This window comes from Mesorhizobium sp. Arg314, from assembly GCF_053714275.1.
The window spans coordinates 155567-175033 of record NZ_JBSKBP010000003.1 but is presented as its reverse complement, the minus strand read 5'-3'; the positions used below and the strand labels follow the sequence as shown (position 1 = coordinate 175033).

The 19467-nt window shown below is 64.4% G+C and carries 14 protein-coding genes; 7 read left to right on the top strand and 7 right to left on the bottom strand.

Features of this window, described 5'->3' with window-relative positions:
- Positions 1 to 128: 128 nt before the first annotated feature.
- Positions 129 to 1229, bottom strand: coding sequence for a KamA family radical SAM protein (locus ACWGS9_RS04750; RefSeq protein ID WP_454504135.1), 1101 nt, complete (start codon positions 1227 to 1229; stop codon positions 129 to 131).
- Positions 1230 to 1713: 484 nt separating this feature from the next.
- On the opposite strand from ACWGS9_RS04750, the gene ACWGS9_RS04745 reads away from it, so the two are divergent.
- Both ACWGS9_RS04745 and ACWGS9_RS04740 read left to right on the top strand, forming a co-directional pair.
- Positions 1714 to 3372, top strand: a complete 1659-nt coding sequence (locus ACWGS9_RS04745) for an acyl-CoA synthetase (protein ID WP_454504134.1) — start codon at positions 1714 to 1716, stop codon at positions 3370 to 3372.
- 150 nt (positions 3373 to 3522) lie between these two features.
- On the top strand, positions 3523 to 4416 hold the full coding sequence (locus tag ACWGS9_RS04740) for a hypothetical protein (protein ID WP_454504133.1): 894 nt from the start codon (positions 3523 to 3525) through the stop codon (positions 4414 to 4416).
- 180 nt (positions 4417 to 4596) lie between these two features.
- On the opposite strand, the gene ACWGS9_RS04735 is transcribed toward ACWGS9_RS04740, so the two are convergent.
- A complete protein-coding gene (locus ACWGS9_RS04735) occupies positions 4597 to 6009 on the bottom strand; it encodes a coiled-coil domain-containing protein (protein ID WP_454504132.1) in 1413 nt (470 codons plus the stop codon).
- Positions 6010 to 6522: 513 nt separating this feature from the next.
- Here ACWGS9_RS04735 and htpG point away from each other — a divergent pair.
- Positions 6523 to 8415, top strand: a complete 1893-nt coding sequence (gene htpG / locus ACWGS9_RS04730) for a molecular chaperone HtpG (RefSeq protein ID WP_454504131.1) — start codon at positions 6523 to 6525, stop codon at positions 8413 to 8415.
- Between the two features lie 105 nt (positions 8416 to 8520).
- On the top strand, positions 8521 to 9201 hold the full coding sequence (locus ACWGS9_RS04725; protein ID WP_454504130.1) for a type 1 glutamine amidotransferase: 681 nt from the start codon (positions 8521 to 8523) through the stop codon (positions 9199 to 9201).
- Between the two features lie 16 nt (positions 9202 to 9217).
- Here ACWGS9_RS04725 and ACWGS9_RS04720 read toward each other — a convergent pair whose 3' ends face one another.
- From ACWGS9_RS04720 to ACWGS9_RS04705, 4 genes are all read right to left on the bottom strand, one after another.
- Positions 9218 to 10840, bottom strand: coding sequence for an ABC-F family ATP-binding cassette domain-containing protein (locus ACWGS9_RS04720; protein ID WP_454504129.1), 1623 nt, complete (start codon positions 10838 to 10840; stop codon positions 9218 to 9220).
- Between the two features lie 347 nt (positions 10841 to 11187).
- Complete coding sequence (locus ACWGS9_RS04715) at positions 11188 to 11931, bottom strand: 2OG-Fe(II) oxygenase (protein ID WP_454504128.1); 744 nt, start codon at positions 11929 to 11931, stop codon at positions 11188 to 11190.
- Between the two features lie 124 nt (positions 11932 to 12055).
- Positions 12056 to 12580: a carboxymuconolactone decarboxylase family protein gene (locus ACWGS9_RS04710; protein ID WP_454504127.1), complete on the bottom strand. Its 525-nt coding sequence runs from the start codon at positions 12578 to 12580 to the stop codon at positions 12056 to 12058.
- Positions 12581 to 12585: 5 nt separating this feature from the next.
- Entirely contained in the window at positions 12586 to 13008 is a 423-nt protein-coding gene (locus tag ACWGS9_RS04705; RefSeq protein ID WP_454504126.1) for an OsmC family protein, read from the bottom strand.
- A 237-nt stretch (positions 13009 to 13245) separates the two neighbouring features.
- Between ACWGS9_RS04705 and ACWGS9_RS04700 the strand changes: the two genes are divergently transcribed.
- Entirely contained in the window at positions 13246 to 15681 is a 2436-nt protein-coding gene (locus ACWGS9_RS04700; protein WP_454504125.1) for a putative bifunctional diguanylate cyclase/phosphodiesterase, read from the top strand.
- A 77-nt stretch (positions 15682 to 15758) separates the two neighbouring features.
- Here the strand turns inward: ACWGS9_RS04700 and ACWGS9_RS04695 are convergent, their stop codons facing one another.
- Positions 15759 to 17291, bottom strand: coding sequence for an acid phosphatase (locus ACWGS9_RS04695; protein WP_454504124.1), 1533 nt, complete (start codon positions 17289 to 17291; stop codon positions 15759 to 15761).
- A gap of 370 nt (positions 17292 to 17661) precedes the next feature.
- Between ACWGS9_RS04695 and ACWGS9_RS04690 the strand changes: the two genes are divergently transcribed.
- Entirely contained in the window at positions 17662 to 18909 is a 1248-nt protein-coding gene (locus ACWGS9_RS04690; RefSeq protein ID WP_454504123.1) for a cytochrome-c peroxidase, read from the top strand.
- A 149-nt stretch (positions 18910 to 19058) separates the two neighbouring features.
- Positions 19059 to 19277, top strand: coding sequence for a hypothetical protein (locus ACWGS9_RS04685; RefSeq protein WP_454504122.1), 219 nt, complete (start codon positions 19059 to 19061; stop codon positions 19275 to 19277).
- Positions 19278 to 19467: the final 190 nt, after the last annotated feature.

Here is a 19467-nt window from a genome sequence, read left to right as displayed (position 1 = left end):
GTGCAGTTCCCACGGGATCGGAGCCATGCTTGTTTCAGTCGGCAGCCGCCAACGCCTGCCCCGAGAGCCGGGCATCCTTGCCCCAACGTGGCTGTCGGGCCGCGTTCGAGCTGCGCCCGGCCCGCGCTTCACAAGCCCACCACCACCTCCTCATACTCCCGCACCTTCCCATCCTGGCCGCGAATGCGCCACGTCCGGCCGTCGCGGCCCTCGATGTGGCTCGCCGCCAGCGGCACCTTGCCGCCGCCGTCCGGCAGATCGATGACATAGGTCGGGTTGCAGATACCGGAGAGGCGGGCGCGCAGTTCCGCCACCAGCGCCTGGCCTTGGGCAATCGTGGTGCGGCGGTGCGCCATGCCGCGCGCGAGGTCGCCATGGTGGAGGTAATAGGGCTTTACGCCGAGACGATACATCAGTTCGCGGCAGAGCTCCTCCAGCACAGCGACATCGTCGTTGACGCCTTTCAGGAGCACACTCTGGTTGAGCAGCACGAAGCCTGCCTGACGCATCGTGCGGCAAGCCACTTCGGCCGCTTCGGTGAGCTCACGCGGATGGTTGAAGTGGGTCACCACCGTTACCATCAAGCGGCCCTGCAGCGCCTCGACCAGGCCGGAGGTAATGCGCGACGGCAGCGCCACCGGCACGCGGGTGTGGATGCGCAACAGCCGCAGATGCGGGATCGTCTCCAGGCGGGCGCGGATTTCAGCCAGTGCCTTGTCAGGCAGCGACAGCGGATCGCCGCCGGTCAGGATCACCTCGCGGATCTCCGGGTGGTCCGCGATATAGGCCAGCGCCGGCTCCAGCGCGTCGCGCGTATAGCCGCGGCCGATCGATGTCAGCGACTCCTTGCGAAAGCAGAAGCGGCAATAGACCGCGCATTGATAGGTCAGGAACAGAAGCACGCGGTCGGCATGGCGGTGCGTCAGCCTTGGCGCCGGGCTGAAGGCGTGATCGCCGATCGGGTCGTCGAGTTCGCCCTCGGCGGCGACCAGTTCATCGGGTGACGGGATCACCTGGGCGCGGATCGGATCGTCGGGATCATTCCAGTCGATCAGGTCCAGATAGGGTTTGGGCACGCGCACCTTGTGGGCGGCCGCGGCCTCTTGCGCGGCGGCGCGCTCGGCCGGCGAGAGCGGCAGCGGGCCAAGGTCGCGAACATGGCGCACGCCTTCGCGGATATCGGCTTGCCAGATGGCGTCAGGGGCCGGTTGTTTGAGATTGGCGGTCATTGAGGTTCCGGAGTGGATTTGCGCTGGATATCGGCTGGATGGCGGGCGGGGTCAATGGCGGCGGCGGCCGCAGACCCTGAAGCGCCGCGTTCCCGCCCACCCCCCTCTGTCCTACCCGTCCTCCGCAGCGCTGCGCTGCAGCTACTGAGGGTGGACCGGACATCCCCCGCAAGGGGGGAGATTAGAGGCTTCGGCGCCACGCCTGCCTTGCAGCGTTGGAGATTGGCGAAAGCCGGCGAGCGCGCCCCTCGCCCCGTTTACGGGGAGAGGATGCCGGCAGGCAGGTGAGGGACGGCGCCGACGTTCGAAATACAAGCGTGCCGACCAATTGCCGGTGGCAGCGCTGCCCCTCATTGCCCTGCCGGGCATTTCTCCCCGTTCACGGGGAGAAAGACGCTGCCGCGATCGACCCACGCCCTCTTTTCGGGCAATCTCGTCCAGCGGCGATCATGGGGAGATGATCCGCCGGCAAGGGAGGATCGCCATGACCGACATACCAGCAGCGCTGCCGCGCTATGAAGATGCCATCGAGCGCTTCCGCATCGAGGACGCGATCGCGCGGCTTGACGGCGACCCGGCCACCGGCATCAACGCCTATGTCGAATGCTGCGGCCGCTATACCGGCGCGAACCGGCTGGCGCTGCGCGCGATCTCGGCCGGCGGAGAGCTGCGCGAATTCACCTTCGACGATCTCGCCGACATGTCGGGCCGCGTCGGCACCATGCTGAAGGGTCTCGGCGTGCGCCCCGGCGATGTCGTTGCCGGCATGCTGCCGCGCATTCCGGAACTGGTGGCGCTGATCCTCGGCGCGTGGCGCGTCGGCGCGGTCTATCAGCCGCTGTTCACCGCTTTCGGCCCGAAGTCTATCGAGCATCGCCTGAGCTACAGCAAGGCCAAGCTGGTGGTGACCAATCCCGTCAACCGCGGCAAGCTCGACGAGGTGGAAAACCGCCCGCGCATCGCCACCATCCTTGGTTCCGGCGATACGCTGCCCGCCGGCGATATCGACTTCCGCGCCGCCCTCGCCGCCGCCTCCCCCGCGTGCCCGCCGGTCATGCGCAAGGGCTCGGACCTGTTCATGATGATGTCGACCTCCGGCACCACCGGGCACCCGAAAGGCGTGCCGGTGCCGCTCAGCGCGCTGCTGGCCTTCGGCGCCTATATGCGCGACGCGATCGGGCTCACGCCCGACGACATCTTCTGGAACATCGCCGATCCCGGCTGGGCCTACGGGCTCTATTACGCGATCACCGGACCGTTGCAGCTCGGCATCGCCACCACCTTCTACGAAGGCGCGTTCAACGCCAAAAGCACCTATGAGATCATCGAGCGCTTGGGCGTCACCAGCCTTGCCGGCTCGCCTACGGCCTATCGCCTGCTGATGGCGGAAGGGCCGGAGGCTGCGGCCCGCGTCAAGGGCAAGCTGCGCGTGGTGAGCAGCGCCGGCGAGCCGCTCAACCCTGAAGTGATCCGCTGGTTCGACGCCCACCTCGCCGCGCCGATCCACGACCATTACGGCCAGACCGAGAACGGCATGATGGTCAACAACCATCACGGGCTTGCACATGTCGTGCGCGCGGGCTCGGCCGGCTTCGCCATGCCCGGCTACCGCATGGTGGTGCTGGACGAGGCGGGCAACGAGCTCGGCCCCAACCAGCCGGGCGTGCTCGCGGTCGATATCGCCAGATCGCCGCTGCGCTGGTTCGGCGGCTACCACCAGGCGGAGACGCCGGCGATCGCCGGCGGCTACTACCGCACCGGCGATACCGTGGAGTATGAGCCGGACGGCTCGGTCTCCTTCATCGGCCGGGCCGACGACGTCATCACCTCGGCCGGCTACCGCATCGGGCCGTTCGATGTCGAAAGTGCGCTGATCGAGCATCCGGCGGTCAACGAGGCGGCGGTGGTCGGCGTGCCCGATCCGCAGCGCACCGAGATCGTCAAGGCCTTCGTGGTGCTTTCACCCGCGTTCAAGGGCAGCGAGGCGCTCGCCGAGGAGCTCGCCCAGCATGTCAAGAAGCGGCTGTCGGCGCATTCCTATCCGCGCGAGGTCGAGTTCGTCAGCGAGCTGCCGAAGACACCGAGCGGCAAGATCCAGCGGTTCCTGCTGCGCAAGGCGGAGGTAGAGAAGCGCAAGGGATGAAGCGAATTAGGCGCAGCGCGGGAACTGCCAATCTCCCCCCTCGTGGGGGAGATCAGCAGCTTCAAGGCCGGCGCTCTCAGTCTTTATTTGGCCCAATCTTGCCTGCAAACCATGCGTACCGTTTGGGCGAACACATCTCGGGGCACATCAATGCGGCTGGTCTTGACACTTCTCCTCACTCTGGCGGGCAGCACGGCGCTCGCCGCCTCGCCGGAAGACGATTATATCGCGGGGCGCGACAAGGCGATTGCCGATATCACCGCGCAGGAAAGCGCCAACACGGCGATCGAAACCATCGATGCCCAGAACGAGAAGGCGCTGGCCGATCTCCAGCAGCGGCTCGCCACAATTCTCGGCCCGCTTTCGGTCAAGGATTTTCCGACGACCGGCACGATGAACGTTCAAAGCCTCAACGCTTCCGATATCGGCTTCGGCATGCTTGACGGATTGAGATATTCCCAGAGCGATGACGGCCCGAGCATCGTCGCCTCGACGCGCGGGCTGACCGAGCGCTGGCTCAAGTCGAAGTCGGCCGAAACGGAAGCGGATTTCAAGCTGCCCACCGACATCGGCGCAGCGCTTAAGCTCGACAGTTTCTACACCCAGGCCATCGGCAGCGACGCCGCGTTCTCCGGCACGCTCGACTTTTCGCTGAAGAAGCCCGAGGGCGCCGACATGGCGATCGCGCGGCTCGGCGGCTGGACGCAGGATATCGGGCCGATCTACGACCAGCATGTCGTCGTGGCGGTCGTCAAAGGCGACCGCGTGCTGATTGCCGAGGCGCCCGCCTCGCCCGCGGTGCCGAAGATCGCGGCATGCGATTCAATCTGGGCAGCCGCCGACGCCGCCGCGCAGAAAGCCCAGCAGGCCGATCAGGGCTCGGACCAGGACAACCCGCAGGCTTCCGATCCCGCCAATGCCGCCTGGGAAAAGGGCGACGCCGACTACCGCGCCTGCATGGCCCAACGCCTGGCCGGCGACGCTTCCTTCCCGGCGCTGCTCAAGCAGGCGCAGGACCTCGCCGACAGCATGGCGGGGAAATAGCCCGCAAGAGCATCCCAGGACATTTGCGCGTCGGTTCCGCCCGCAACCGTTTCACGGAAACGGCGAACCGCCCTAAGTCTTTGTCCTTGCGCAATTCCGGATGGAAAACCCCAACGCACTTTTCCTGGAATTGCTCCAGGCGGTTCAGCGCTTCCATCAAAGCTGAACCGCTCCAGGCTTTCAGCTTGCGTTGGCGCGCATGTTTCGCCGGGGGAGACGCCGTGCGGCGGGGCGCCCCGTTTCCGCGATGATCCCGTTGGCTGGAGGCGCGGCATCCTTGCGCGATCGCGCATCCGTCACCCGATGCAGCCGCTCGTAGGGCAACAATTCCCTGATGCGGGCATTGAGCGTCTCGATCTCGGCGCGCAAATCCTCACACTCCTGCTTCTGGATATCGAGCTGAATCTGCTCGGATGCCTGCTGCAGCGAAAGCTGTGAGAGATTGGTGCTGACCAGGGACAAGTTCTTTTTGTCGACTTCGCTCTCGTCCTTGAGAACGGCGAGCCTTTCCTGCGCAATCTGGCGTTCGGTGACGGTGTCGTTCAACTGCGCCTTGAGCCTGGTGATCTCTGCCGTGGCTTCGCCATTGTCGGTCGTGACCTTGTCCATGCGCGACTGCAATTCCTGGATCTCGGCACGCAGACCGCGCATTTCCGCCTGGCTGCGCGCCAATTCGGCGGCACCGTCGCTTTCGGCGATGCGCGCCGCCTCGGCTGTTTCGGCAAGCTTGGCCTGCGTTGCCTCCAGCGTCTTCTGCAGCCGGGTTTCTTCCTTTTCGTGGTTGCCGAGTTGAACCATCAGCTCGGCAACATGGGCGGTTTCGCTGGCATGGGTTGCCGCGAACTCGTCGAACTTGTGCCGGGCCTCCGCCTCGCGCATCTGCGCCTGCTCCAGATCGACCGAGAGGCCGACCTGCTTTTCGCGCAGCAGCTTGTTCTCGCTGGTGCGCCTGTCGATGTCGACGGTTTTGGCGGTCAGAGCCTTGACGATCTCGCCGAACTCCGTCTCGCGTCTGGTACTCTCATTGCTCATCTCCACCAGTTCGAGGCGCGCCGCCGCCAGTGCGGATCGCAGTTGCTCCCGGTCCTGGACAAGGCTCGCCTCGCGCTGCTGCCAGGCCTCGGCCGCGCCATCGCGTTCGCGCTGCTTGCGGGCGGCGTCGAGCAATTGTTCCGAGAGCATCTTGTGTTCGGTGGTGAGAGCGAGGTTTGCCAGCTCCAGCTCGTTGGAGCGCAGCACGTCGCGATGGAAGACGTTGAGGACTTCACGCGTCATGCGATGCGCGGTGGCGATCTCGGCCAGCTTCGCCTCGATCTCCTGCAGATACCCCTGCCCGTCCCGGAAAAGCCCGGCGACGGCCTCCAGGGCGGCCAGCCGCGTCTGCGTATGCGGCGTCAGCCGCGATGCCGCCTGGTCGCGCGGCTTTTCGGGCGGACATTCGTCCGCTGCCGCCAGTTCCTCGGCGGCGTCCTCCCGCGGCGCCTGTTCATCATCTGCAAGAACGTCCTCGAATGCTTCCGCCAGATCCGATTGGAGCTCCTGAAATTCCTTATCTACGTCCTCGGCACGCTTGATCAGAGACTTGAAATTCATCACGGCACATCCCTTAAGCTGCCCCCAAGGCATACTTAACAAATTGCTAATGTATCCCTTTAAGCGCCAACCGGGAAGCCTCCGCGAAAGAAAGCAAAATTAAGGTTATCGCGGGGTCCAATCTCATGCAGTTTTAGGTGAGGGCGGGCCTCCCCTGCTCCTAACATATGTCAGTATTCTCTCTCCGGCGGATGTCCGAGGGAGTTGCCGGGTAAAGTGCGAAATACAGCGACACGATCGTCTTCGCTCGCGTGGCCGTCAAAAAGACTTTCAGCACGGCAAAGAGCATCGAAGTAAACCTCGCCGCACTCACTCATCCCATCGTCGGTGGCGCTCGATCGAGCCGTCCTTTCCCTCTACCTCTCGCCACCTCTTGTTGCCTTCGCCTGCCATCCCGATATTGTCTAGCCGAAGCCGGTCCGATCCGGGCCGCCCACACAATTGAAACAACCGCAGGATGAACCCCCGAACGCGCATGGCGCGACAGGCAGAGTGAGGATTTGGAAAGCTGAAATGACGACGGATACCAAGGCAACGGAAACCAGGACATTCGAGGCTGACGTCTCGCGGCTGCTGCACATCATGGTGCATTCGGTCTATTCGGACCGCGACGTCTTCCTGCGCGAGCTGATCTCAAACGCGGCGGACGCCTGCGAGAAGCTGCGTTTCGAGGCCGTCAGCCGTCCGGAACTGCTGGGCGACGATCCGAAGCCGCGCATCACCATTTCCGCCGACCCCGACAACAAGCAGCTTGTCGTCGAGGACAACGGCATCGGCATGAGCCGCGACGAGATGGCCGAGGCGCTGGGCACGATCGCGCGCTCCGGCACGCGCGCCTTCCTGGAGCGCGTGGAGGCCGGCAAGGCGGCCGAAGACACCCAGCTCATCGGCCAGTTCGGCGTCGGCTTCTACTCGGCCTTCATGGTGGCCGACCGGGTCGACGTGATCAGCCGCCAGGCCGGCAGCGACCTGGCCTTCCGCTGGTCGTCCGACGGCAAGGGCACCTATGAAATCGCGCCGGCGCCGCTCGAGGCGGCGCCCAGGCGCGGCACGCGCGTCGTGCTGCATTTGATGGAAGATGCCACTTCCTACACCACGCCTTACCGGCTCGAAGGGCTGGCAAAGTCGCAGTCGGGCCATGTGCCGGTTCCGATCACGCTCGTCGAAAAACCCGGCGCCGAGCCGCGCGACGTCGCCGACGGCACAGCGCTCTGGGTGCGGCCAAAGAGCGAGATCAAGCCGGAAGAATACACCGACTTCTACCGCGGCATTTCCGGCCAGTATGACGAGCCGGCCTCGACCATCCATTTCCGCGCCGAGGGCCGGCAGGAATACAGCGTGCTTGCCTTCGTGCCCGGATCGCGGCCGTTCGACCTGTTCGACCAGGACCGCAAGGGCCGCATGAAGCTCTATGTGCGGCGTGTCTTCATCACCGACGATGCCGATCTCCTGCCGCGCTACCTGCGCTTCGTGCGCGGCCTGGTCGATTCCGCCGACCTGCCGCTCAACGTCTCGCGCGAGATGATCCAGGAAAGCCCCCTGCTAGCCGCGATCCGCAAGGGCGTGACCAACCGCGTTCTCGGCGACCTCGCCAAAACGGCCGAAAACGACGCGGAAGCCTATGCGAAAATCTGGGAGAATTTCGGCGTCGTCCTCAAGGAAGGGCTTTATGAGGATTACGAACGGCGCGAGCAGCTGCTGAAGCTTGCCCGCTTCCGTTCGACGGCTTCGGGCGAAGGCTGGCGTAGCCTTGCCGACTATGTGGCGGCGATGAAGGAAGGCCAGAAGGCGATCTTCTTCATGGCCGGCGACGACCGCGCCCGGCTGGAGGCCTCGCCGCAGCTCGAAGGGTTTCGCGCGCGCGGCATCGAGGTGCTGCTGCTCACCGAGCCGGTCGACAGTTTCTGGGTGACGATGGCGCCGGAATTCGACGGCAAGCCGTTCAAGTCGGTGACGCAGGGTGCCGCCGAGCTTGCCGATGTCGCGCTGCCCGGCGATGCAGCGAAGCCTGACAGCGAGACGTCATCCGACATCGCCACATTCCTGGCTTTCGTGAAGGCCACGCTCGGCGACAATGTCTCGGACGTTAAAGCCTCCGACCGGCTGACCGAAAGCGCCGTCTGCCTCGTCGCGCCCGAGCATGGCCCCGACCGCCAGTTCGAGCGCCTGCTCAACGCCGCCGGCCGGCTCGACAAGGCCGCCAAGCCGATCCTGGAGATCAACCCGCGCCACGAACGCGTGGCGGCGCTGGCGAAACTCGGCGACGACGAGACGGCATTCAAGGAAGACGCCGCGCATCTGCTCTACGACGAAGCGCGCGTGCTCGATGGCGACAAGCCGGCCGACGCCAAGGCCTTTTCGGCGCGCCTGGCGCGGCTGATCGATCGCGGGTTGGCGAAGGGGTGAGCCCGGGGCTGCGCGCCAGCGTCCAGCCGGAACTGAACGCTGGCACATTCCCGACAGCCCGCTAAGCTTTATCGTAGTCTCGCGAAATGAGCGGCAGGAGCTCCGATGAAGCGCATCGTTCTGGTCAGGCACGCGGAAGAACCCGGCGACGATCATGTCCAGACGACGCTCACGGCGAACGGCCATGCGATCACGACCGCGATGCCGTTCAAGGGCGAGCCAATCGATCTAGGCGCTGTCGGCGGCGCTGTGATCTATGGCGGCCCGTTCAACGTCTTCGACACCGACAAGCATCCATTCCTCGATGACGAAGCCGGGCTGATCGAGCACTGCCTGGAAAACGACCTGCCACTGCTCGGCATCTGCCAGGGCGCGCAGCAGATCGCCTGGCATCTGGGCGCCGATGTCGGGCCGGTGGAAAGCGGCGTCAGGGAATTCGGCTATTTCGAGATCATGCCCACGGCCGAGGCCGGCGACTTCCTCGATCGGCCGCTTTTCCTGCCGCAGAACCATTTCCACACCTTCGCCCTACCGGCGGGCGCGGTGCATCTCGCCTCGAGCGAGACGTTTCCCAACCAGGCATTCCGGATCGGCGACACGACCTATGCGCTGCAATTCCATGCTGAGCAGGGTCCGGCCGGCTTTCGGCGCTGGCAGGAGCGGCAAGGCGCGCCCTACGGAACGCACGGCGCGCAGGACCGGGGCGAACAGGACCGACTGATGGAAGCCCACCACGCAGCACAGCTTGCCTGGTTCGGCGGCTTTGTGACGAAACTCTTCGGCTAGCCGCTCGGAGCGGTTGTTAGCTCCTCAGCCCCGGCGCTTCCTGTCCGGTGCGGGCGACATATTCCGTATAGCCGCCGCCATAGGTGTGGACGCCGTCGGGCGTCAGTTCGAGCACGCGGTTCGAAAGCGCCGCCAGGAAATGGCGGTCGTGCGAGACGAATAGCATCGTGCCTTCATACTGCGACAGCGCCTCGATCAGCATCTGCTTGGTCGTAATGTCGAGGTGGTTGGTCGGCTCATCGAGCACAAGCAGGTTGGGCGGGTCGAACAGCATCAGCGCCATCACCAGCCGCGCCTTCTCGCCGCCCGAGAGCACCCGGCATTTCTTCTCGATCTCGTCGCCGGAAAAGCCGAAGCAGCCGGCAAGCGCGCGCAGCGGCGCCTGGCCGGCCTGCGGGAAATTATCCTCCAGCGTCTGGAAGACGGTGCGCTCGCCGTCGAGCAGCTCCATGGCGTGCTGGGCGAAATAGCCCATCTTGACGCTTGGGCCGCGCGCGACGGAGCCCTCGTCCGGCTCGGAGGCACCGGCGACCAGCTTCAGAAGCGTCGACTTGCCGGCGCCGTTGACGCCCATCACGCACCAGCGCTCGCGGCGGCGGATCTGGAAGTCGAGGCCCGAATAGATATTGCGGCTGCCATAGGCCTTGTGGATGCCCTTCAGCGTCGCCACGTCCTCGCCGCAGCGCGGCGCCGGCTGGAACTCGAAGGCCACCGTCTGACGGCGCTTCGGCGGCTCGACGCGGTCGATCTTGTCGAGCTTCTTCACCCGGCTTTGCACTTGGGCCGCGTGGGAAGCGCGCGCCTTGAAACGCTCGATGAAGGCGATCTCCTTGGCCAGCATCGCCTGCTGGCGCTCGAATTGCGCCTGCAACTGCTTGTCGGCCAGCGCGCGCTGGTCCTGGTAGAATTCGTAATTGCCGGAATAGGAGGTGAGAGCGCCTGCATCGATCTCGATGATCTTGTTGACGATGCGGTTCATGAACTCGCGGTCGTGCGAGGTCATCAGCAGGGCGCCGTCATAGTCCTTGAGGAACTTCTCCAGCCAGATCAGGCTTTCGAGGTCGAGATGGTTGCTCGGCTCGTCGAGCAGCATGACGTCGGGCCGCATCAAGAGGATACGGGCGAGCGCGACGCGCATCTTCCAGCCGCCGGAGAGTTTTGAAACGTCGCCGTCCATCATTTCCTGGCTGAAGCCGAGGCCATCCAGCACCTCGCGGGCGCGGCCGTCGAGCGCATAGCCGTCGAGCTCCTCGAAGCGGTGCTGTAGCTCGCCATAGCGCTCGATGATGGCGTCCATCTCGTCGGCGCGCTCCGGATCGCCCATGGCGTGTTCGAGCTCGCGCATCTCGGCGGCGACCGCGCTGACCGGCCCGGCGCCCTCCATGACTTCGGCGACGGCGCTCAAGCCACCCATGTCGCCGACATCCTGGCTGAAATAGCCGATGGTGACGCCGCGATCGACCGAGACCTGCCCTTCGTCAGGCTGCTCCTGAGCGATGATCATGCGGAACAGCGTCGTCTTGCCAGCGCCGTTCGGGCCGACCAAGCCGACCTTCTCGCCCTTCTGCAAGGCGGCCGAGGCTTCGATGAAGACGATCTGTCGGCCGTTCTGCTTGCCGATATTTTCGAGACGGATCATGGGGCGGTCCGGGTAAATGCGCTGACGTGGCGGGATTTGCCCGGGAATACGCGAATGAGCCTGCGGAGGGAAGAGCGCAAACGCCGCAGGATGAGGCGAAGGGGATTAGCGAAGGCAGCGCGGCCGCTGATCTCCCCCCTTGTGGGGGAGAAAGCATTTTCCTGCATTTGCGAGCGGGCTTGTCCCCGAGCAAGTGCTTGGAAAATGCCAGAGAGGGGATTTCGTAGGGTGCCAGCGCCCCTTTTGTCGGAGGTCGGCGCTTTTCCCCTCTCTTGCGATTTCTAACACTTAGCTTCGCTAAGATGTTGAAATCGCTTTCTCCCCCACAAGGGGGAGATAGGAGCGCCCTACTTGGCGTCGTGGAAGATAATCCCGACCGTATGCCGCTGTCCTGAACGCAAGCGGCTGACGCCGTGCCGCAGATTCACTCGGTAGTGACCCTTTGTGCCCTGCACCGGACGATTGTGAACCGCAAAGATCACCGCATCGCCTTTTCTCAGCGGCACCACTTCGGCGCGGCTTTGCATGCGCGGGCGCTGTTCGGTGAGCACGAATTCGCCGCCTTCGAAATGCTCGCCAGGCTCGGACAACAGGATCGCCACCTGCAGCGGAAAGGCGAGCGCGCCGTAAAGGTCCTGGTGCAGGCAGTTGAAGTCGCCGGGGCCGTATTGCAGCAGAAGCGGCGTCGGCCTCACCTGGCCTTCGTCATGGCAACGCTTCAGGAAGGCCGCGTGCTCGGCGGGATAGCGCTGCGCCACATCCATCTTCTCGTTCCAGTCATTGGCGATCGTGGCGAGACGCGGATAGAGGGCTGAGCGCAGACCCTCGATCAGGTCCGGCAGCGGGTACTTGAAATAGCGATATTCGCCTTTGCCGAAGCCATGGCGCGCCATCACGACATGACTGCGGAAATGCTCTTTATGCGGATAGAGGCCGGCGATACCGGCACATTCTTCCGCCGACAGCAGACCCGGCATCACGGCGCAACCATGGGCATTGAGGTCTGACACCAGGGCTCGCCAATCCTGCGCCGCGACGCGGGATTCGGCGGAGCGGCTGACGCGTTTGGTGTTCAGGGAATGGATGGTCATGGCTTGGCTCCATCGCTTGCTTGTGTTCCGAAGATGGGGCGCTCGACGGGAAGGAGCCACCCGATTCCTGCGGAAGATGTGCGCGGCTTCCCCTTCTCCCCTTGTGGGAGAAGGGAAACGCGGTTCACCGCTTTCGATACTTCTCCAGCTCTGGATCAAGCTCCACCTTCACCGCGTTCGTGAACACGCAGGTCGCCACCATGATGCCGGCGAAGGCGACGAGATTGACGAGCAGCGTCTCGTCATAGCGCACCTTGAGCGCGGCCCAGGTTTCGTCCGGAACGGTGTTGGCATCGGCCGCGATCGCCTCGGCGAAGTCGATCAGCAGCGTCTCGTCTGCTGAAGGTTCAATCGCCTCGGGATCGAGCCCACTATCGACCAGGGCGCGGCGGAAGAAGGTCACCGGGATCTCGGCGTGCATCGTCTCGGCGATCGCCTTCGAGAACAGCCAGATGGCGCGGTCGTCGAGCATGGGCCTGAGCAAGTCGCGCAGCGTGAACCATTCGGCGTAGATGCGATGCGCGGCCGGCGAGTGCAGCAGGATGCGCTTCATGTTGGTCATGCGGCCGCGCAGCGCGAGCTCGCGATCATGCTCGGCGCGGATTTCTTCGGAGGCGGTCGCGTAGTCGATCGCGGAGAGATGCGCCATCGCCCTCACCCGAGCGTCGCGTGAAGCGCCGGCGCGCCGCGCAGCGTGTTGGAGACGGTGCAGATGTCCTCGGCATCCGCCAGGATCCGCTCTTTCGTCGCGGCGTCGAGATCGCCGGTGATTTCCAATCTGACGGTGAATGTCTCGACGCGCGAGGGCTCATTCTTGGCCTTCTCGCCGCCAACCTCCGCCCTCACCTCGCCAAGCCTATCGGCGATGCCGAGCCGGCTGGCGGCGATGCGGGCGCTGAGCACCATGCAGGCGGCCAATGAGGCATAGAGCAGGTCGAGCGGGTTGAAGCCGGGCGCGCTCACCTGCGTGACCACATCGACCACGCCGCCGGTCGGGGTGGTTATGGTGGGCAGGCCACCCCGCGGCATGACGGCGAGCGCGCCGACGTTTCGGGTTCTAACCTTAAGTTCACTCATCGAATATCCTTTCAGCCTCGGCGCCACGGAAAACGGGGTGGCCCCCAACGGCAATGCCTGCGCTTTCGACTTCATATGCCAGCGCTTTCTTCGCGCAAGATCGATTTCGTCCAGCGATCGGGAGATCGCCGAGTCGTGCAGGGTGACTCGTCTGGCAGCTGCGCCCAGACAGCGTCCTCATTAGCGGTTCCTAAACCGCAAGGGGGTATGCCTTGCCAATTGGCGATGGAGTCGTTGATGAGCACCTTCAGGCGAATGACCGGATTTGTGCTGATCCTGTTGACCGGGGCTGTGATGCTGGCCGCCCTGCATATCGACTCCCAACGCAATTTCGCCCTGGCCAGGGAGCGCTACCTTGAGAATTCCCAGGCCGGATCCAGGGCGACGGCCAAGACCGTCGAGGACGCGCTGCGCGCCATTTACGAGAATGTCCGGACGCTGGCCTACCTGCCGAGCGTTCGGAACCTCGACCGGCACGGCACGAATCTTGGCGACGAGGGCCGCGCCACGATCCAGCAGATCTATAACAATCTGGCGAGCAACGTTTCCATTTCCGAAGTCTACTTCCTGCCTCTGGATTTCGACCCTGACCGCTTCGATCCAGTAACCGGCAAGCCCGAGGAACCCATCCTTCAGTTCGACCAATTGATCGTGAATGCGCGGGCCCGGTCCGACGCCGCCGGATCGGGAAAGCAGTCCAAGCTCAGCGGAGTCGAGCTGACGCGGCCGGCCGAGGAGATCGAGACCTACGAATACCATGAGCTCGTCAAGCAGCTTGCCTGGCTGAAAGCGAATTATCCGGATTCGAGCGGCATCGACGGACTGAACGTGCCGATCATCGGCACGAAGGAACTGATCACCTGCGACAACACCGATTTCATCCACAGCGGTGACGATGCCGACCGGTCGGGCTTCATTCTCTCGGTTCCCGTTTTTGCGGCTGACGGCAGCCTGCGCGGCTCGGTCTCGGCGATCATGCTCACCTCGGCGTTGCGCAAGCTGCTGCCTGGCAATGACTATGTCATCGTCAACTCGGACTATGGTTTCGAGTCCGACCAGCACCGGCTGTCGACGTCGCTGGCGGCGCATAGCAAATCTTTCACAGCACCCGATCCCGCCCTGATCTACTCCGAAGTCATCCCGCTCTCCCTTAACGATCCCAGAAGCGCATGGCGGCTCTGGGTCGGCTTTCCCAACAGCCGGTTCGAAAGCAATGTCGACGTCCAATCAGTGAAGGAATTCGAGCTGGCGGGCTACGCCGCCATTGCCGTCGTCACGCTGCTGGCCTTGGCGTGCTGGTATGCGATCGCGCGAACAATGTCGATGCAGGCGGATGCCGCCGAGACACTGGAACGGCGCGTGGAGGAACGCACGGCCGAGATCCAGCACCTAGCGACACACGACATCCTCACGGGACTGCCCAATCGCGGCCTGCTGGCCGAGACGATGGATGAGGCCCTGAGGAGTCTCAGCGAGGGCGAAAAGCTGGCGGTCCACTGCGTCGACCTCGACCGGTTCAAACCGGTGAACGACACGCTCGGCCATCCGATCGGCGACGAGCTTCTCGGCGCCGTGGCGAAGCGCCTCAAGCAGCAGGCCGGCGAAACCGCGATGGTGGCGCGGATCGGCGGGGACGAATTCATTATCATCCAGTTGCTGTTCGACGGCGACGCGCAGGCCGGCGCGCTGGCAAGCCGGGTCATCCACGCGCTGTCCGGCGAATTCGTGATCCAGGGCCACAAGATCAATATCGGCGCCAGTATCGGCATTGCGGCCTTTCCCGATGACGGCGACAGTTCCGAAATCCTCATCCGCAATGCCGACCTCGCGCTCTACAAGGCAAAGATGGAAGGCCGAGGCACGTGCCGGTCGTTCGAGCCAGGAATGGATGCGCGCCTGCAGGAGCGCCGTCTGCTCGAAGCCGAACTGGCGCTCGCCGTGGCAAACGATCAGTTCGTGCTGCACTATCAGCCGTTGCACGACGCAAAGACTTCCAAGCTTACGGGCTTCGAAGCCCTCGTGCGATGGAACCATCCGCGGCTCGGCCTGCTGCCGCCGGGAGAATTCATCCAACTCGCGGAGGAGACTGGGGTTATCGACGCGCTTGGCGAGTGGATCATGCGGCAAGCCTGCGCCGACGCGGCGACTTGGCCTCAGCCGGTCAGGATCGCAGTCAATCTCTCGCCCGCGCAGTTCAAGCAACGGGGTCTGCCGCTTCAGGTTGCCTCGGCGCTCGCCGCCTCCAACCTCTTGCCGTCGCGACTCGAGCTTGAGATCACGGAGTCGGTGCTCTTGGCCCACAATGAGCACACGATACAGACACTCCACAGCCTGCGCGACCTTGGCATCAGCATCGCGATGGATGACTTCGGCACCGGCTACTCGTCGTTGAGCTACCTGCGGTCGTTTCCGTTCGACCGCATCAAGATCGATCGCAGTTTCGTCAGCCTAATGTGCGAGAGCAGCGAAAGCCGGGCGATCGTCAAGGCCGTCGCCGAACTCGGCAGCACGCTCGGTATGACGACCACGGCGGAAGGCGTCGAGACGCAAGACCAGTACCTGCTGGTTAGGGAGAACGGCTGCACGGATGTCCAGGGATGGCTGTTCGGCCGGCCGATGCCGGCGTCCCAACTGCATGTGCTTTTCGAGCAGCCCGCAGCCTTGACGGCATAGGCGATCCAGCCTTCCAAGCAGCGCCGGGCCACGAAAAGGCCCGCCGAGGCGGACCTTTTTGCAGGGCATTCGAGGCCTCACTTCGTCAGATCGAGCGCCGCCGTCAGATCCCCCATCGGCGGCTGATCGTTGTTGCGCAGCGCCTTGTCGCGGGCGACGATGCCCTGCAGCACCGGCAGGTCGTAGCGGTTGGTGATGAAGCGCAGGATCGAGGTCGTGTCGTACTGCGTGTGGTCGACCATGCCGCTCTTCGCATAGGGCGAGATGATGAAGGCCGGGACGCGGTTGCCCGGGCCCCAGCGATCGGCCTTGGGCGGCGCGACGTGATCCCAGAAGCCGCCATTCTCGTCATAGGTGATGACGACCAGCATATGCTGCCATTGCGGGCTCTTCTCCAGATGCGCGACGAGGTCGGCCAGATGCTGGTCGCCCGAGGTCACATCGGCATAGCCGGCATGTTCGTTGAGGTTGCCCTGCGGCTTGTAGAAGGTAACGGCCGGCAGCTTGCCGTCGTCGATCGCCTTGATGAACTCGGTGCCGCCGAGGCCGCCATCCTTGAGGTGCTCGGCTCGCGCGGCCGTGCCCGGCGCATAGGCGGCGAAATAGTTGAAGGGCTGGTGGTGGAACTGGAAGTTCGGCACGGGCGTCGCGTTCTTGCCGTCGAGCGCCGCTTGCCAGGCGCCTGAGTACCAGGCCCAGGAAATGCCCTTCAGCGACAGGAGATCGCCGATGGTGATCGCGTGCTGCGGCGGCAGCGTGGTCGGCTGCGCCGGATCGGCCAGCGCCTTGTCGCCGCCCTCGGCCGGCTTGTTGGCGCTCGGCTGGTATGGCGGCTGCATGGTGTTGACGGCGTAGAAGTCCGGGGTGATCGCACCGTCATTGGCGAATTTCGGCACGCCGCCCAGCGCCGAGGCCGGCGAATTGTCGGCCGACTTCAGCGTCACGCCATCCGGCTCGACGACGGCGATCTGGCCCTTCACCGGGCTGGTGTCGGCATTCGGATAGAACGGAACGCAGGCGCAGGCGAGCATGAAGTGGTTGACGAAGGAGCCGCCGAAGGCACCCTGGAAGAAATTATCGGCGAGCACGTATTTCCTGGCGATGTTCCACATCGGCAGGATCGAGCCGTCATAGTGGCCCATCACCAGCGAGCCGGAATCGGCCCAGGCGACGAACTTGTCGTTCTTGCCGCCGTCGATCTGCATCTGCTCCTGGTAGAAGCGATGCCAGAGGTCGTGCGTGATGACGCCGGTGCCCTCGTTGAAGCCCTTGGGATCGTCGATGGCGAAGACGGCATTGGCGAGATGCGCGCTCTGCGCTTCCGTCACCGCCGGCGTCACGCCCTTGCCGGTCAGTCCGCCCCAGGCCGGCGGCAATTCGGAAAGCGGCTTGCCGTCGCGGTCGAGCTGGCGCGCCTGGCCGGGCGACACGTTGGCCAGGCCGTTGGCGCCGGGGAAGCCGCCATAGAGGTTATCGAAGCTGCGGTTCTCGGCGTAGATGACGACGACGGTGTCGATCTTGTCGTAGCCGGCAGGAGCCGCCTGGGCAGCAGCGGTGAGCGATGCCAGCGCCGTGGAGGCGAGGCAAAGGGAGAGAAAGGACCGGATCATTTGGAAATGCCTCGTGGCTGGGGAATGGCTGGAGGAACTTTTAGACGCTAGGGCCGGCGATTGTCAGCTTTGTGACAGGTTCATTGGATGGCGCCAAGCTGGAGCACCCCTCATCTGTCTCGGCGCTGCGCGCCGATCCACCTTCTCCAACAAGGGGAGAAGGTCGGTGCGTTGCTCGGGCGCATCTGCCGGCCGCCAGCGTTGGCGATTGGCGGTGAGGTGGCCGCGGTCGATCCCTTCTCCACTTGTGGGAGAAGGTGTACGCGAAGCGGACGGATGAGGGGTGCTCCAGCTTGGCAATTTCGCTTTACCAGTCATCAATCCGTAGCAAAGCATCCCTACGCAAAAGGCAAACGGAACTGGCCCCACCATGCCACGATTGAAATCCGGGACGCTCGCCGCCCTAGCCGGCATCGCTATCCTCTGGCCGGCGAACAGCCTGCCGGCGGGCAGCACCCACCCCGGCCCGATGTCACGCCAGGAAGCCTTTGCCCGCGCCGATGCGCTGACGGCGCTCGGGCGGCAGATGTTCTTCGACCATTTGCTCTCGGCGTCGGGCAAGCAGGCCTGTTCGTCCTGCCATGATCCCAACCATGCCTTCGGACCGGCCTCGTCGACGCCGGTCGAGACGGGCGGAGAGAGGCTCGACCAGCCCGGCGTTCGCGCGGTGCCGTCGCTGCGCTATTTGCAGGCAGCGCCAGCCTTCACCGGGCATTTTTACGATTCCGAGGATGAAGGCGACGAGAGCGTCGACAACGGTCCGACCGGCGGCCTGACCTGGGACGGCCGCGCCGACCACGGCAAGGACCAGGCGAGGATCCCGCTGCTCTCGCCCTTCGAGATGGGCAACAAGGACGAGGCCCAGGTGGTCGCCAGCTTGCGCAAGGCACCCTATGCCGACGCCTTCAAGGCGGCCTTCGGCGCCGACGTGCTGGATCATCCGCAAGATGCCTTCGAGGCCGCCGTCGAGGCGCTCGGCACCTTCGAGCAGAGCAGCGTCGACTTCTATCCCTATTCGAGCCGCTACGACGCCTTCCTTGCCGGCAAGGCGCAGCTCTCCGCACAGGAGCAGCACGGCCGCATGCTGTTCGAGGACGAGGGCAAGGGCAATTGCGCGAGCTGTCATCTGAGCGAGCCCGCCAATGACGGCGAGCCGCCACAATTCACCGATTACGGCCTGATCGCGATTGCCGTGCCGCGCAATCCGGCGATCCCCGCCAACGCCGATCCCAATTATTTCGACCTTGGCCTGTGCGGCCCGCTGCGCACCGACTTCAAGGGCCACAACGACTATTGCGGCCGGTTCAAGACACCGACGCTGCGCAACGTGGCCTTGCGAAAAAGCTTCTTCCACAATGGCTATTTCCACACGCTGCGCGAGGCGGTGGCCTTCTATGCCAGCCGCGACACGGATCCAGGCCGCTGGTATTCGAGGAAGACCGACGGCACGGTCGACAAATTCGACGACCTGCCAAATGCTTACTGGGGAAACCTCAACACCGACCCGCCCTTCAACGGCAAGAAACCCGGCGACAAGCCGGCGCTGAGCGACGCCGAGATCGACGACATCGTCGCCTTCCTCGGCACGCTGACTGACGCCGACCAGGCGGGACGGTAAGGCTGGCTGCTTGAGTACCTTTGCCAGGCAATATGGCCCCCGCTCCCAGTCGGGGGCCGCCGGTTTATCCTGTGCAATGTGAGCCAAGTCATAGGAACGCCAATCGGCGTCTGCTATAATAGTCGCTCATTACGGGACGGGGGTCTCGCATGAGGTTTGTCGCGGTGCAGGAGCCGCCCGGCAGCAGCTGGGCAGTGTTCGATGCGGGCAACGGCGTGCCGGCCGAGTATGCCGGCCGCGTACTTATCGGCTTGACGTGGCGCGAAGCCCGCTGGTTCGTCGCCATGGGCAACGATCACACTGGATGGCCGCAATACAGCCGGCCGGTCGCGCAACTTCGGCTGGTTGGCGCTGGCGGGCCTGCCTGATCCGGGAAAGGCACGGCCAAATTGGCGGCTAAATGCATGTCGCTCAGAAGTGTGCAGCGGTTCTGGGACAACGACATGCATCAAAACAAAGACTTAAAGCGCGTCGCCTGAATCCGGTTGAATCCGGTTCAGCGCGACGCGCTTTAGGAAGCCGCGCTGCCGGATTGATTCAGTTTGCGCGACGTCAGCC

What these genes read in the sequence shown, in the direction of transcription:
- ACWGS9_RS04750 (WP_454504135.1), bottom strand. Translation starts at nt 1,229, where the DNA reads ATGACCGCCAATCTCAAACAACCGGCCCCTGACGCCATCTGGCAAGCC.
- ACWGS9_RS04745 (WP_454504134.1), top strand. Translation starts at nt 1,714, where the DNA reads ATGACCGACATACCAGCAGCGCTGCCGCGCTATGAAGATGCCATCGAG.
- ACWGS9_RS04740 (WP_454504133.1), top strand. Translation starts at nt 3,523, where the DNA reads ATGCGGCTGGTCTTGACACTTCTCCTCACTCTGGCGGGCAGCACGGCG.
- ACWGS9_RS04735 (WP_454504132.1), bottom strand. Translation starts at nt 6,009, where the DNA reads ATGAATTTCAAGTCTCTGATCAAGCGTGCCGAGGACGTAGATAAGGAA.
- htpG (WP_454504131.1), top strand. Translation starts at nt 6,523, where the DNA reads ATGACGACGGATACCAAGGCAACGGAAACCAGGACATTCGAGGCTGAC.
- ACWGS9_RS04725 (WP_454504130.1), top strand. Translation starts at nt 8,521, where the DNA reads ATGAAGCGCATCGTTCTGGTCAGGCACGCGGAAGAACCCGGCGACGAT.
- ACWGS9_RS04720 (WP_454504129.1), bottom strand. Translation starts at nt 10,840, where the DNA reads ATGATCCGTCTCGAAAATATCGGCAAGCAGAACGGCCGACAGATCGTC.
- ACWGS9_RS04715 (WP_454504128.1), bottom strand. Translation starts at nt 11,931, where the DNA reads ATGACCATCCATTCCCTGAACACCAAACGCGTCAGCCGCTCCGCCGAA.
- ACWGS9_RS04710 (WP_454504127.1), bottom strand. Translation starts at nt 12,580, where the DNA reads ATGGCGCATCTCTCCGCGATCGACTACGCGACCGCCTCCGAAGAAATC.
- ACWGS9_RS04705 (WP_454504126.1), bottom strand. Translation starts at nt 13,008, where the DNA reads ATGAGTGAACTTAAGGTTAGAACCCGAAACGTCGGCGCGCTCGCCGTC.
- ACWGS9_RS04700 (WP_454504125.1), top strand. Translation starts at nt 13,246, where the DNA reads ATGAGCACCTTCAGGCGAATGACCGGATTTGTGCTGATCCTGTTGACC.
- ACWGS9_RS04695 (WP_454504124.1), bottom strand. Translation starts at nt 17,291, where the DNA reads ATGATCCGGTCCTTTCTCTCCCTTTGCCTCGCCTCCACGGCGCTGGCA.
- ACWGS9_RS04690 (WP_454504123.1), top strand. Translation starts at nt 17,662, where the DNA reads ATGCCACGATTGAAATCCGGGACGCTCGCCGCCCTAGCCGGCATCGCT.
- ACWGS9_RS04685 (WP_454504122.1), top strand. Translation starts at nt 19,059, where the DNA reads ATGAGGTTTGTCGCGGTGCAGGAGCCGCCCGGCAGCAGCTGGGCAGTG.